The 13918-nt window shown below is 71.5% G+C and carries 12 protein-coding genes; 6 read left to right on the plus strand and 6 right to left on the minus strand.

The window, feature by feature from the left end:
* Nucleotides 1-206 precede the first annotated feature (206 nt).
* Together AB0C02_RS22985 and thrS are read left to right on the plus strand one after the other, a co-directional pair.
* Nucleotides 207-485 carry an excalibur calcium-binding domain-containing protein gene (locus AB0C02_RS22985; protein ID WP_357550797.1) on the plus strand — a complete coding sequence of 93 codons (279 nt, stop codon included), beginning with the start codon at nucleotides 207-209 and terminating at the stop codon, nucleotides 483-485.
* Between the two features lie 222 nt (nucleotides 486-707).
* Entirely contained in the window at nucleotides 708-1925 is a 1218-nt protein-coding gene (gene thrS / locus AB0C02_RS22990; protein ID WP_357550798.1) for a threonine--tRNA ligase, read from the plus strand.
* Nucleotides 1926-2028: 103 nt separating this feature from the next.
* Here thrS and AB0C02_RS22995 read toward each other — a convergent pair whose 3' ends face one another.
* From AB0C02_RS22995 to AB0C02_RS23015, 5 genes are all read right to left on the minus strand, one after another.
* Nucleotides 2029-4098, minus strand: coding sequence for an ABC transporter ATP-binding protein (locus AB0C02_RS22995; RefSeq protein WP_357550800.1), 2070 nt, complete (start codon nucleotides 4096-4098; stop codon nucleotides 2029-2031).
* Nucleotides 4095-5828 (minus strand): ABC transporter ATP-binding protein, encoded by a 1734-nt coding sequence (locus AB0C02_RS23000; protein ID WP_357550801.1) that lies wholly within the window; start codon nucleotides 5826-5828, stop codon nucleotides 4095-4097. The genes AB0C02_RS22995 and AB0C02_RS23000 overlap by 4 nt, the downstream gene beginning before the upstream one ends.
* On the minus strand, nucleotides 5822-6349 hold the full coding sequence (locus AB0C02_RS23005) for a MarR family transcriptional regulator (RefSeq protein WP_357550803.1): 528 nt from the start codon (nucleotides 6347-6349) through the stop codon (nucleotides 5822-5824). The genes AB0C02_RS23000 and AB0C02_RS23005 overlap by 7 nt, the downstream gene beginning before the upstream one ends.
* 46 nt (nucleotides 6350-6395) lie before the next feature.
* Nucleotides 6396-7835: a GuaB1 family IMP dehydrogenase-related protein gene (locus AB0C02_RS23010; protein ID WP_357550805.1), complete on the minus strand. Its 1440-nt coding sequence runs from the start codon at nucleotides 7833-7835 to the stop codon at nucleotides 6396-6398.
* Nucleotides 7836-7902: 67 nt separating this feature from the next.
* Complete coding sequence (locus tag AB0C02_RS23015) at nucleotides 7903-8508, minus strand: LysE/ArgO family amino acid transporter (RefSeq protein ID WP_357550807.1); 606 nt, start codon at nucleotides 8506-8508, stop codon at nucleotides 7903-7905.
* A 70-nt stretch (nucleotides 8509-8578) separates the two neighbouring features.
* Here AB0C02_RS23015 and AB0C02_RS23020 point away from each other — a divergent pair, with 70 nt between their 5' ends.
* Nucleotides 8579-9505, plus strand: a complete 927-nt coding sequence (locus AB0C02_RS23020; RefSeq protein ID WP_357550810.1) for a LysR family transcriptional regulator ArgP — start codon at nucleotides 8579-8581, stop codon at nucleotides 9503-9505.
* A gap of 30 nt (nucleotides 9506-9535) precedes the next feature.
* On the opposite strand, the gene AB0C02_RS23025 is transcribed toward AB0C02_RS23020, so the two are convergent.
* Nucleotides 9536-11287, minus strand: a complete 1752-nt coding sequence (locus tag AB0C02_RS23025; protein ID WP_357550811.1) for a biotin carboxylase N-terminal domain-containing protein — start codon at nucleotides 11285-11287, stop codon at nucleotides 9536-9538.
* A gap of 147 nt (nucleotides 11288-11434) precedes the next feature.
* Here AB0C02_RS23025 and AB0C02_RS23030 point away from each other — a divergent pair, with 147 nt between their 5' ends.
* The 3 genes from AB0C02_RS23030 to AB0C02_RS23040 all read left to right on the plus strand — a co-directional run bounded on the left by AB0C02_RS23030 (nucleotide 11435) and on the right by AB0C02_RS23040 (nucleotide 13901).
* Nucleotides 11435-12046: a PadR family transcriptional regulator gene (locus tag AB0C02_RS23030; protein WP_357550920.1), complete on the plus strand. Its 612-nt coding sequence runs from the start codon at nucleotides 11435-11437 to the stop codon at nucleotides 12044-12046.
* Between the two features lie 121 nt (nucleotides 12047-12167).
* The gene (locus AB0C02_RS23035; RefSeq protein ID WP_357550815.1) at nucleotides 12168-13127 is read left to right on the plus strand and encodes an ATP-binding cassette domain-containing protein; all 960 of its coding nucleotides are present in this window, start codon (nucleotides 12168-12170) and stop codon (nucleotides 13125-13127) included.
* A gap of 18 nt (nucleotides 13128-13145) precedes the next feature.
* Nucleotides 13146-13901, plus strand: a complete 756-nt coding sequence (locus AB0C02_RS23040; protein ID WP_357550817.1) for an ABC transporter permease — start codon at nucleotides 13146-13148, stop codon at nucleotides 13899-13901.
* Nucleotides 13902-13918: the final 17 nt, after the last annotated feature.

The raw sequence follows: 13918 nt of genomic DNA on the forward strand, positions 1-13918 counted from the left end.
CCGACGTGTTCCCAACGATCTTGGCGGTGCTCCGCAGCACGTCAGATGGCCTTGCTGCCCTCACCCCGCCGGCAGGTCCCGTGCCGGCGACCCGCCCCACAGCTTCTTCCCCGCGAAGGAACGTCCCGTCTGGGCGGGTCGCCGGTTATAGTCCCCGTTGCAACTGGCAATCCCGTTACTGACAATCCCATTCGGGAGGCTCCTCGATGAATTCCAAGCTGGTTCGAGGCATGCTCGCCCTGACCTTGGTGCTTGGCGGCAGTGCCTTTGTCGCCGTCGCCCCAGCCGAGGCAGCGGCCAAGAAATACAAGAACTGCACCGCACTTCACAAGGTCTACCCGCACGGCGTAGGCAAGAAGGGCGCGAAGGACAAGGTTCGCGGCAACACCAAGCCGGTCACCAACTTCACGAGGTCCAACGCGGTCTACGCCAAGAACACTCACCTCGACCGGGACAGGGACGGGATCGCCTGCGAGAAGCGTTGACCTCGCACGGGCGGCGGGGTCGGCCGGAAAACCGGTCGCTCCGGGTGCCGTGCCGGTCGTACGGTCGCCGTATGCGCAGCGCGGTGGTGACCACGACGCCGGGACTCCCCGGCGCGCCGCACTGACATTTCCGTCGACGAGGCCCCGGGGCGAACCGCCCCGGGGCCTCGTGGCGTTCCGGGCCTGCTCGCCTCCGGGTCGTACCCGATCAAGGAGAGCGACATGATCGACCACCGCAGGCTCGGCCGGGAGCTGGAGCTGTTCGTCTCGGACCCGCTCGCGGGCGCCGGCCTGCCCATCTGGCTGCCGGCCGGCGCCGCCGCCCGGCACGCCGTCGAGGAGTACGTACGGGACCTGGAGCGCCGGGCCGGCTACCGGCACGTCTACTCGCCGCCGCTGGGGCGGCGGGAGCTGTTCGAGCTGTCGGGACATCTCGGCTACTTCGCCGACGACATGTTCCCGCCGATGCGGCTGTCCCCCGATGACGAGTTCGTGCTGCGGCCGGCGCTCTGCCCGCACCACGCCCTGGTCTTCCGGGCCCGTGGCCGCTCCTACCGGGAGCTGCCGCTGCGGGTCGGCGAGCTGGGTGGGATGTACCGGGCGGAACGCTCCGGGGTGCTCGGCGGGCTCGCCCGGGTACGCGCCATCTCGCTCAACGACGCGCACAACTTCTGCGCGCTGGAGCAGGTCGGCGACGAGGTACGCGAGATCCTCCGGCTGATCCGCGAGGCGCACGCCGCGCTCGGTGTCCGGCCGGCCGGGTTCCGGCTGTCGCTGCGCGGGCCGGGGGAGAAGTACGTCGGGGACGACGCCTCGTGGGCGCGGGCCGAGGAGCTGCTGCGCGCCGCGCTCGACGGGGTCGACTTCACCGAGGCGCCGGGCGAGGCTGCCTTCTACGGCCCGAAGATCGACATCCAGATCGTCGACGCGGCCGGCCGGGAGTCGACCATCTCCACCATCCAGCTCGACTTCGACAAGCCGGAGAAGTTCGACCTGTCGTACACCGCCGCGGACGGGAGCCGGAAACGGCCGGTGCTGGTGCACCGGAGCCTCGTCGGCAGCATGGAACGGCTGTTCGCGTACCTGATCGAGGTGCACGCCGGCGCCTTTCCGGCCTGGTACGCCCCGGTGCAGCTGGTGCTGCTCCCGGTCGACGACGGCCAGGCGGACGCGGCCGTCGACCTGTGTCGCCGGGCCGAGGCGGCGGGGCTGCGGGCCGAGGTCGACCTGACCGGCTCGCTGGGTGCCCGGATCCGCGACGCGGCCCGCCGAAGGGTCCCGTACGTCGGGGTGGTCGGCTCCCGGGAGGCGGCCGACGGGTCGGTTTCCCTGCGCCTGCGCGACGGCCGTGGGCTCGACCCGATGCCGGTGGCCGCCGCGCTGGGGTTGATCGGGCGGGTGATCGCCGACCGCTCGGCCGGCCTGCTCCCGGCCGCCTGACGCCCGCCGGCCCGGGCCGCCACCGGCTACCCAGGTGCCGGCCGGCGCCGGCTTCCCGCCGTCGTGATGGGGAGCCGGCGCCGGGCTGGTCGTACGCTGCACGTCAGTTCTTGGCCGGTGCGATCGCCGGAAGGGTCCCGGCGGGCGTGCCTCCTGCCTGCGGCGCGGGAATCTCGTCCGTGATCACCGCACCGCTGAACTGCGACCGGTACAGCCGGGCGTACGCGCCGTCGGCGGCCAGAAGCTGGTCGTGGGTGCCGTGTTCGACGATCTGGCCCTGCTCCATCATCAGGATCAGATCGGCGTCGCGGATCGTGGAGAGCCGGTGGGCGATGACGAAGCTGGTCCGGTCCGACCGCAGCGCCGCCATCGCGCGCTGGAGCAGCACCTCGGTCCGGGTGTCCACCGAGCTGGTCGCCTCGTCGAGGATCAGCAGCGACGGCTCGGCGAGGAACGCGCGGGCGATGGTGATCAGCTGCTTCTCGCCGGCGCTGACGTTGTTGCCCTCCTCGTCGATGACGGTGTCGTAGCCGTCGGGGAGGCTGCGGACGAAGCGGTCCACGAAGGTGGCCCGGGCCGCCGCCAGGATCTCCTCCTCGGTCGCGTCCGGCCGCCCGTACGCGATGTTGTCGCGGATGGTGCCGCCGAAGAGCCAGGTGTCCTGTAGCACCATGCCGATCCGGCCGCGCAGCTCGTCCCGGCGCATCGTGGTGATGTCCACCCCGTCCAGGGTGATCCGGCCAGCGTCCAACTCGTAGAACCGCATGATCAGGTTGACCAGCGTGGTCTTGCCGGCACCGGTCGGGCCGACGATCGCCACCGTGTGCCCGGGCTCGGCGACCAGGGACAGGTCGTCGATCAACGGCTTGTCCGGGTCGTACCGGAAGGAGACGTGCTCGAACTCGACGCGACCGTGCGGGTCGCCGATCCGGGCCGGCTGCGCGGGCTCGGGGCTCTGCTCCTCGGCGTCGAGGACCGCGAAGACCCGTTCGGCCGAGGCCACCCCGGACTGGAGCAGGTTGGCCATCGAGGCGACCTGGGTGAGCGGCTGGGTGAACTGCCGCGAGTACTGGATGAACGCCTGCACGTCGCCGAGGCTCATCGTGCCCGAGGCGACCCGCAGGCCGCCGACCACGGCGATCGCCACGTAGCTGAGGTTCCCGATGAAGAACATCGCCGGCATGATGATCCCGGAGACGAACTGCGCGCCGAAGCTCGCCTGGAACAGCTGATCGTTCTTGGCGTGGAAGGCGGCCTCCACCTCCTTCTGCCGGCCGAACACCTTGACCAGCTCGTGGCCGGTGTACGCCTCCTCGATCTGCCCGTTCAGCTCGCCGGTGTGCGCCCACTGGGCGATGAACTTGCGCTGCGAGCGCTTGGCGATCTGGGCGGTGACCAGCACCGACAGCGGCACCGCCACCAGGGCCACCACCGCCAGCAGCGGCGAGATCCAGACCATCATGGCCAGTACGCCGACCACGGTGAGCAGCGAGGTGACCAGCTGGCTCAGCGTCTGCTGAAGGGTCTGCGAGATGTTGTCGATGTCGTTGGTGACCCGGCTCAGCAGCTCGCCGCGCGGCTGCTTGTCGAAGTAGGGCAGCGGCAGCCGGTTGAGCTTCTCCTCCACCTCGGCGCGCAGCCGCAGCACGGTCCGCTGCACCACGCCGTTGAGCAGCCAGCCCTGCGCCCACATCAGCACGCTGGCCCCGACATAGAGCGCCAGAGCCAGGGCCAGCACCCGGCCCAGCGCGTTGAAGTCGATGCCGACGCCGGGCACCACGTGCATCTTCGCCAGCATGTCGGCGAAGTTGCCGTTGCCGGACGCCCGGGCCGCGGCCACCGCCTGCTCGGCGGTGGTGCCGGCGGGCAGCTTCCGGCCGATCACCCCGCTGAAGATCAGGTCGGTGGCGTGGCCGAGCACCTTCGGCCCGATGACGCTGAGCCCGACGCTCGCCACGGCCAGCGCGAGCACGGCGGTCAGTTGTGCCCGGTACGGCCGGAGCCGCCCGAGCAGCCGCCGGGCGGACGGCCCGAAGTTCATCGCCTTCTCAGCGGGCATGCCCATGCCCATGTGCGGCGGGCCGCCGCCGGCGCGCCGTCCGGCCGGTGGCAGCCGCTTCGGCGTCGCCTCCTCCGGGGCCTGCTTCTGGCCCGGTACCGAGCTGGTGGTCATGCCGCCACCTCCGCGGTCTGCTGGGACGCCACGATCTCGGCGTACGTGGGGCAGGTGTCGAGCAGTTCGTCGTGTCGCCCCATTCCGACGACGCCTCCGTCCTCGAGCACGATGATCTGATCGGCGTCGACGATCGTGGAAACCCGCTGGGCCACGATCACCACGGCCGCCTCCGCGGTGACCGGCTTCAGCGCCGCCCGCAGCCGGGCGTCCGTGCCGAGGTCGAGCGCGGAGAACGAGTCGTCAAACAGGTAGATCTCCGGTTTGCGGACCAGCGCGCGGGCGATCGCCAGCCGCTGCCGCTGGCCGCCGGAGACGTTCGTGCCGCCCTGCGCGATCGGCGCGTCCAGCCCGCCCGGCATCTCGGCGACGAACTCCCGGGCCTGGGCGATCTCCAGCGCCGCCCAGAGTTCGGCGTCGGTGGCGTCCGGATTGCCGTACCGCAGGTTGCTGGCGACCGTGCCGCTGAACAGGTAGGGCCGCTGCGGCACCAGCCCGATCCGCCGCCACAGCTCATCCGGGGCCAGTTCGCGTACGTCCACCCCGTCCACGAGGACCGTCCCGGTGGTCGGGTCGACCAGCCGCGGGATCAGGGTGAGCAGGGTCGTCTTGCCGGCGCCGGTGGAGCCGATGATCGCCGTGGTCCGCCCGGGCTCGGCGCGGAACGAGATGTCGTGCAGCACCGGAGCCGTCGCCCCCGGGTACTGGAAACCGACGTCGCGCAGCTCAAGCTCGCCCCGGCCGGACACCTCGGTGACCGGCCGCGCCGCCGGGACCACCGAGGACTCGGTGTCCAGCACCTCCACGATGCGCTCGGCGCAGACCGCGGCCCGGGGCACCATCATCAGCATGAAGGTGGCCATCATGACCGACATCAGGATCTGCATCAGGTACTGCAGGAACGCGGTCAGTGCGCCGATCTCGATCTGACCGGAGTCGATCCGGCCCGCGCCGAACCACAGCACCGCGACGCCGGAGATGTTGAGCACCAGCATCACGAGCGGGAAGATCAGCGCCTGGAGCCGGCCGATCCGCAGCGCGGTCGCGGTCAGGTCGGCGTTCGCGACCCCGAAGCGATCCGTCTCGTACGGCTCGCGGACGAAGGCGCGGACCACCCGGATGCCGGTGATCTGCTCGCGCAGCACCCGGTTGACCGTGTCGATCCGGGTCTGCATGAGCCGGAAGGTGGGCACCATCTTCCGGATGAGCAGGCCCAGCGCGATCGCCAGCACCGGCACGCAGACCACCAGCAGCCAGGAGAGCCCGACGTCCTCGCGGAGTGCCATCACCACGCCGCCGATGCTCATGATCGGCGCGGCGGCCAGCATGGTGCAGCTGAGCAGGACGAGCATCTGCACCTGCTGCACGTCGTTGGTGTTCCGGGTGATCAGCGAGGGCGCCCCGAAGCGGGCCACCTCGCGGGCGGAGAAGCGGTTGACGTGGTGGAAGATGGCACCCCGGACGTCCCGGCCGAAGCTCATCGCGGTTTTCGCGCCGAGGTAGACGGCGGTGATCGAGCAGGTGATCTGGAGCAGGCTGACGAGCAGCATCCAGCCGCCCGTACTCAGGATCTCGCCGGTGTCGCCGACGGCCACGCCACGGTCGATGATCCGGGCGTTGAGGCTCGGCAGGTAGAGCGAGGCGATCGTGCCGACGAACTGGAACGCCACCACGGCGGCCAGTAGTCGCCGGTACGGGCGCAGATGGTTACGGAGCAGGCGGATCAGCACGGACGTTCCCCCGCTGTCGTCTCGGTGTCGGGATCGGTGTTTCTGTTCAACCGGCGGATGTCCCCGTCGGACATGTTCGTGATGAGTTCGATGAGGAACTCCCGAATCACCGCCTGCTTCGCCGGGTCGGCGTCGACCGAGGTGAGCGGGCGGTTGCTGTGGATCAGGTCGATGATGGCCAGGGCGTGCTCCCGACCCTTGCCGGTCAGGGTGAGCTGGACGCTGCGGCGGTCGTTCGGATCCCGTTGGCGGGCCACGAAGCCGTCGCGTTCGAGGGTGTCGACGATGCCGGTGAGGGTGGCCGGCCGGACAAAGCACCGTTCCGCCATCTCCCGGTGCGTACTGTCACCGGCCCGGAGCAGGATGAGCAGCACGCGCATGCCGGCGGAGGTAAGCCCGTGGTGTTCGGCGAGGTAGCGCCCCCAGTGCTGCTCGACCACGTGCCCGGCGATGCCGATCAGCCGGCCGAGCGGCGCCTGCCTGAGCGCGTCGGGGAAGCTGACGAGCGGTCCCGTGTTCACGGATACAGATTAGCCCCCGGACTGTCAGGCCCCAAACTAATTTTCGTCACCAACTGGTCGGCAGCGGCATGCCCTCGGTGTAGCCCGCGGCGCTCTGCACGCCGACCAGCGCCCGCTCGTGGAATTGCTCCAGGTTGCGGGCGCCCGCATAGGTGAAGGCGCTGCGTACGCCGGAGACGATCTCGTCGATCAGGTCCTCCACGCCCGGCCGGGTCGGGTCCAGGTACATCCGGGCCGAGGAGATGCCCTCCTCGAAGATCGCCTTCCGGGCCCGTTCGTACGCGCTGTCCTCCGCCGTACGCGCGCTGACCGCCCGGGAAGACGCCATGCCGAAGCTCTCCTTGTAGCGCCGGCCGTCCGGGTCGGTGTACAGGTCTCCGGGGGACTCGTAGGTGCCGGCGAACCAGGACCCGATCATCACGTTCGAGGCGCCCGCCGCCAGGGCCAACGCCACGTCCCGGGGGTGGCGTACGCCACCGTCGGCCCAGACGTGCCGGCCCAGCGCCCGGGCCGCCGCGGCGCAGTCGAGCACCGCCGAGAACTGCGGCCGGCCCACACCGGTCATCATCCGGGTGGTGCACATCGCGCCCGGCCCGACGCCGACCTTGACGATGTCGGCGCCCGCCTCGATCAGGTCGCGTACGCCCTCGGCGGTGACCACGTTGCCGGCCGCGACCGGGACGGCCGGGTCAAGCCCACGGACCGCCCGCAGCGCGGAGATCATCCGCGCCTGATGGCCGTGCGCGGTGTCCACGACCAGCGTGTCCACCCCGGCCTCCAGCAGCGCGGCGGCCTTGCCGGTCACGTCGCCGTTGATGCCCACCGCGGCGGCGACGCGCAGCCGCCCCCGGTCGTCCACCGCCGGCTTGTAGAGCGTGGCGCGCAGCGCGCCCGGCCGGGTCAGCACACCGACCAGCCGCCCACCGGCGTCCACCACCGGCGCGAGCCGTCGCCGTCCGGCGGACAGCCGGTCGAAGCCGGTACGCGGGTCCGCGTCCGCCGGCACGGTGTGCAGCTCGGTCGACATCACGTGCCGGAGCTGGGCGAACCGGTCCACGCCCACGGTGTCCGCCTCGGTGACCACACCGACCGGGCGGCCGGCCTCGTCCACCACGATCACCGCGCCGTGCGAACGCTTCGGCAGCAGGTGGATCGCGTCACCGACGGTGTCCGTCGGGCCGAGGGTGATGGCCGTGTCGTGCACCAGGTGCCGCTGCTTGACCCAGGCGACCACGTTGGCCACCACCTCGATCGGGATGTCCTGAGGGATCACCGCGATGGCGCCCCGGCGGGCCACGGTCTCGGCCATCCGCCGGCCGGCGACGGCCGTCATGTTCGCCACCACCAGCGGGATGGTCGTGCCGGTGCCGTCGCCGCTGGCCAGGTCGACGTCGAGCCGGGAGGCCACCTCGGAACGGTTGGGCGCCATGAAGACGTCGTTGTAGGTCAGGTCGTGCGCGGGGAGCGCGTCATGAAGGAACCGCACCGGAACATCATTCCCGGCGGCCTCCGTCCGTGTCGGCGATGGTCACGGAAACCACCCCGTGCGGGCGTCAGCCGAGCAGCAGCGCCGCGCCGGTTGCGGTCATCACAACGGCGACCGCGCCGTCCAGCACGCGCCAGGCGGTGGTACGGGCGAGCAGCGGCGCCAGTCGGTGCGCCCCGCCGCCGAGCGCGGTGAACCAGGCGGCGCTGGCCAGCGCGGCGCCGACGCCGAACGCCCAGCGCTGTTCGTACTGCTGGGCCACGCCGCCGAGCAGCAGCACGGTGTCGAGATAGACGTGCGGGTTGAGGTAGGTGAAGGCCAGGCAGGCCAGCACGGTCGCGCGGAGGGTGGCCGGCGGCCGCTCGGTGGGGGCGAGGGCGCCCGGGCGCAAGGCGCGGCGGGCGGCGAGCACGGCGTACCCGAGCAGGAACGCGGCCCCGGCCCAGCGGATGGCGGCGAGCAGCCCCGGGCGGTCCGCCACGGCGGTCCCGAGACCGGCGATGCCCGCCGCGATGAGCAGGGCGTCCGAGGCGGCGCAGGCGACCACGACGGGTAGCACGTGCTCACGGCGTAGCCCCTGGCGGAGCACGAAGGCGTTCTGCGCGCCGATGGCGACGATCAGCGCGAGCGAGACGCAGAACCCGGCGACGGCCGAGGGAAGCGGAGGCGGCACGGGTCGCACGCTAGGGGCTGACACGTGATGCAGTCCAACTAATCTTTCTGAAGCTCCGTAAGCTGAGCTGATGGAAGGACTCGACGCCACCCAGCTACGCACCCTGGCCGCCGTGGTCGGCGAGGGCAGCTTCGAGGGCGCGGCGCGCGTCCTGCATGTCACCCAGTCGGCGGTGAGTCAGCGGATCCGCGCGCTGGAGGAGGCCGTCGGGCAGGTGCTGGTCCGCCGCAACCGTCCCTGCCAGGCGACCGAGGCGGGACAGCCACTGCTGCGCCTGGCCGTCCAGTTGACGCTGCTCGAACGGGAGGCGCTCGCCGAGGCGCGCGGGGCGGTGGATGGGGCGCGTGGGGCGGTGGACGGGGCCGTCGGGCCCACCCGGGTGCCCGTGGTGGTCAACGCCGACTCGTTGGCCACCTGGTTCGTGCCCGCGCTGGCCCGCGTCCCGGCCGAGCTGGCCGTCTGCTTCGACGTACGCCAGGACGACCAGGACCACACCGCCGAGCTGCTGCGCGACGGCGCAGTGCTGGCGGCGGTGACCGCCCAGCGGGAGCCGGTGCAGGGCTGCCGGGTACGCCCGCTCGGCGCGATGCGCTACCGGGCGCTCGCCGCCCCGGCGTTGGTCGCCCGCTGGTTTCCCGACGGCCTGACGGCCGAGGCGCTGGCCGGCGCGCCGATGCTCGTCTTCGACCGCAAGGACCGCGTCCAGCACCGTTTCGTGCGGGCGGTGACCGGCCGGGACCTCGACCCGCCGGTGCACCACGTGCCGTCCGTGCCGGCGTTCAGCGAGGCGATCCGGCGTGGCCTCGCCTGGGGGCTGGTCCCGGAGCAGTTGGCCGAGGCCGACCTGGCCGACGGCGTCTGCGTCGACCTCGCCCCGGGGCGGCACGTAGACGCGCCGCTCTACTGGCAGCACTGGCGGCTGGAGTCCAGGCTCCTCGCCGCCCTCACCGACGCGGTCTGCGCCGAGGCGGCGGCCGTCCTCCACCCGGGCCAATAGGCCGTCGGGGCCGGAAGCCCCCGGCCCTCCTTACGCGATGGTGCAGATCGGGGCGCCGGCGGTGATGACCGCGCCGACCTCGGCGGAGAGGCCGCTGACGGTGCCCGCCTTGTGGGCGTGCAGCGGCTGCTCCATCTTCATCGCCTCCAGGACGACGATCAGGTCCCCCTCGGCGACGGTGTCCCCGTCGGCGATGGCGATCTTGACGATGGTGCCCTGCATGGGCGAGGCGAGGGTGTCGCCGCTGACCGCCGCGCCGGCCTTCGCGCCGCCGCCCCGGCGAGCCGGCTTCCTGGTGGCGGGCGCGGTGGTGGCCGTACCCGCGCCGAGGCCGGCGGGCAGGACCACCTCCAGCCGCTTGCCGCCCACCTCGACCACGACGGTCTCGCGCTCGGCCGGGCCCTCGACGGCGCCGGCCGGGGCGGTGAACGCCGGAACGGTGTTGTCGAACTCGGTCTCGATCCACCGGGTGTGCACGTTGAACGGCTCGGCCGTGAACGCCTCGTCCCGGACCACCAGGCGGTGGAACGGCAACGCGGTGGCCATCCCCTCGACGACCATCTCGTCCAGCGCCCGGCGGGCCCGCTCCAGCGCCTCCGTACGCGTCTCGCCGGTGATGATCACCTTGGCCAGCAGCGAGTCGAAGTTGCCGCCGATCACGTCGCCGGCCGAGATGCCGGTGTCGACCCGGACGCCCGGCCCGCTGGGCAGCCGCAGCGCGGTGATGGTGCCCGGGGCAGGCAGGAAGTTGCGGCCCGGGTCCTCGCCGTTGATCCGGAACTCGATGGCGTGCCCGCGCGGGGTCGGGTCCTCGGTGAAGCGCAGCTTCTCGCCGTCGGCGATGCGGAACTGCTCACGGACCAGGTCGATGCCGGCGGTCTCCTCGGTGACCGGGTGCTCGACCTGGAGCCGGGTGTTGACCTCCAGGAAGGAGATGGTGCCGTCGGCGCCGACCAGGTATTCCACCGTGCCGGCGCCGTGGTAGCCGGCCTCCCGGCAGATCGCCTTGGCGCTGTCGTGGATCTGGGCGCGCTGCGCGTCGGTGAGGAACGGCGCGGGAGCCTCCTCGACCAGCTTCTGGTGCCGGCGCTGGAGCGAGCAGTCTCGGGTGCCCACCACAATCACGTTGCCGTGCTGGTCGGCGAGGACCTGCGCCTCGACGTGCCGGGGGTGGTCCAGGTAACGCTCGACGAAGCACTCGCCCCGGCCGAACGCGGCGACCGCCTCGCGGGTGGCCGACTCGAACAGGTCCGGGATCTCCTCCATGGTGCGGGCCACCTTGAGGCCGCGCCCGCCGCCGCCGAAGGCCGCCTTGATGGCGACCGGCAGGCCGTGGTCGATGGCGAAGGCCATCACCTCGTCGGCGTTGCCGACCGGGTCCGGGGTGCCGGGGACCAGGGGCGCGCCGGCGCGCTGGGCGATGTGCCGGGCGGTCACCTTGTCGCCGAGGTCACGGATCGCCTGCGGGGTCGGCCCGATCCAGGTCAGCCCGGCGTCGATGACCGCCTGCGCGAAGTCGGCGTTCTCGGAGAGGAAGCCGTAGCCGGGGTGCACCGCGTCGGCTCCCGACCGGGCGGCGGTGTCGATCAGCTTGTCGATCCGCAGGTAGCTCTCGGCCGCGGTGTCGCCGCCCAGGGCGTACGCCTCGTCGGCGAGGGTGGCGTGCAGGGCGTCCCGGTCCGAGTCCGCGTAGACGGCGACGCTCGCCAGGCCGGCGTCGCGGCAGGCGCGGATGACGCGGACGGCGATCTCGCCGCGGTTGGCGATGAGTACCTTGCGCACCTTGGTGGCTCCTCCCCGGAGGTCGATGCCGGGAGTTTATCGGCCGACCTCCGCCGCCCTAACGATCGCTCAGTGTGGGATGCGGCACGGCACTGCCGCGTCTTAGTCAAATTTGGCTATTACGCTTGCCCGGTGTCGGCAACGCGGATGATGATTCTCGGCCTGGTCAGGTGGATGCAACCGGTGCACGGCTACGACGTACGCCGTGAGCTGCTGAGCTGGAGCGCCGACAAGTGGGCCAACGTGCAACCGGGATCGATCTACCACGCGTTGCGCAAGCTCACCGACGAGGGACTGCTCCGGGCGGTGTCGACGGAGCAGGTGGGGGCCCGCCCCGCCCGCACCACCTATGAGGTGACCCCGAAGGGGGAGGACGAGTTCGAGACCCTGCTACGGGCGCAGTGGTGGCAGCTTCACGAGCCGGCCGACCCGTTCGTGGCCGCGTTCTCCTTCCTGCCCGCGATGCCGCGCGACGAGGCGGCGGCGGCCCTGCGGAACCGGGCCAACCTGCTGCGGGCCGGTATCGAGTCGATGCGCGCCTCGCTGGAGTCGGAGTGGGTGCGCAACACCAAGCCGGTGCACGTCGGCTGGATGTTCGAGCTGTGGCTGGCCCGGGCCGAGGCGGAGATGGCCTGGTGCGGGCGGATCGCCGAGCGGATCGAGTCAGGAGTGTCGTACCTGCCCGCTGCAATGGAGCGGGCCGAGGGTTGGTCCGGGTGGACGGACGGGGTCGTACCCCAGAGCGACAACACGAAATAATCAACGTTGACTACAAGAGCTATATCGCGTTAGTGTCGGCGCGAACCGCGGGGGTCCGGTGTGCCCTCCTCGCGGACGATCGGCGGCCGGTCCCGTCCGGCCCGGACGACCAGGAGCAGAGATGATCAAGACCAGGGGGCTGCGAAAGTCGTTCCGCTCCCGCGCCGGCCGCGAGACGAAGACCGTGGACGCGGTCCGGGGTGTCAACCTCGACGTCGCCGAGGGGGAGATCTTCGGCTTCCTCGGCCCCAACGGCGCTGGCAAGACCACCACCCTGCGGATGCTCGCCACCCTCATCGAGCCCGACGGCGGCGAGGCCACGATCGCCGGGGCCAATCTGCGCAAGGAGCCGGCCGAGGTGCGCCGCCGGATCGGCTACGTGGCCCAGGGCGGCAGCACCTGGGACGAGTCCACCGCCCGCGAGGAGCTGGTGCTCCAGGCCCGCTTCTACGGCATCGGAAAGGCCGAGGCGCAACGCCGCGCCGCCCGCGCCCTCGACGCCTTCCAGCTCACCGAGTACGCCGACCGCAAGTGCAAGACCTACTCCGGCGGTCAGCGCCGCCGGGTCGAGATCGCGCTCGGCATCATCCACGAGCCGAAGATCGTTTTCCTCGACGAGCCGACCACCGGCCTCGACCCGCAGAGCCGGGCCCACATGTGGGACGAGATCCGCCGGCTACGCGCCGAGGGGATGACCGTCTTCATCACCACGCACTACCTCGACGAGGCGGACGCGCTCTGCGACCGGATCGCGATCATGGACCACGGTCAGGTGGTCGCCGAGGGCACCCCGGCCGAGCTGAAGCGGGAGATCTCCGGGGAGGTGGTGCAGGTCGGCCTCGACGCCGCCAACACCCCCCGCGCCGCCGAACTGCTCGACAGCGAGGCGTACGTCAACAAGCTGGAGACCGTCGACCAGGGTGGCCTGCGCCTCTTCGTCGAAGACGGGGCCACCGCCATCCCGCAGGTGCTGCGCCGCCTCGACGCCGCCGGGCTGGACCTGCGCTCCATCGAGCTGCACCGCCCCAGCCTCGACGACGTCTTCCTCACCAAGACCGGCCGCTCGCTGCGCGAGTCCTGACCAACCGGAGAAGCTGTCATGAAACTCGCCCGCGACACCTGGCTGATCTTCCAGCGCCAGATCCAGTTGCTGCTGCGCAACCCGGTCTGGGTCTTCGTCGGCGTCTTCCAGCCGGTGATGTACCTGCTGCTCTTCGCCCCGCTGCTCACGAAAGCGCTGAACGCGCCGACCCAGGCTGCGGCGTACAAGTTCTTCGTCCCCGGCCTGCTCGTGCTGCTGGCCATCTTCGGCGGCCTGTTCCAGGGCTTCGGCCTGATCGCCGAGTTGCGCGCCGGGGTCATCGAACGCTCCCGGGTCACCCCGGTCAGTCGGCTCGCCCTGCTGCTCGGCCGCTCACTGCGGGACGTGGTCTCGCTGATCGCGCAGGCGATCATCATCACCCTGCTGGCGCTCCTGTTCGACCTGCGCGTCTTCATCGGCTACCTGCTCCTGGCGTACCTGATGCTGGCCCTGATCGCGCTGATGACGTCGGCGGTCTCCTACGGCGTCGCGCTGAAGGTCAAGAGCGAGGACGCGCTCGCCCCGCTGATGAACACCGTCGCCCAGCCGGTGCTCCTGCTGTCCGGCATCCTGCTGCCGCTCGCCTACGCGCCCGGCTGGCTGCAAGGGGTCGCCAACTGGAACCCGTTCTCCTGGGCGGTCCTGGGCAGCCGGGCGCTCTTCGCCGGCGACCTCAGCAACGCCAAGGTCTGGCAGGGGTTGACGATCGTCGCGGTGCTCGCCGTCGCCGGGGTGGTCTGGGCCGCCCGGCAGTTCGCCCGCAGCGTCCGCTGAATAGACGAGAGTTGCCT

Source organism: Micromonospora sp. NPDC048999, from assembly GCF_040649295.1.
In the GTDB taxonomy this organism is placed as follows: Bacteria; Actinomycetota; Actinomycetes; order Mycobacteriales; family Micromonosporaceae; genus Micromonospora.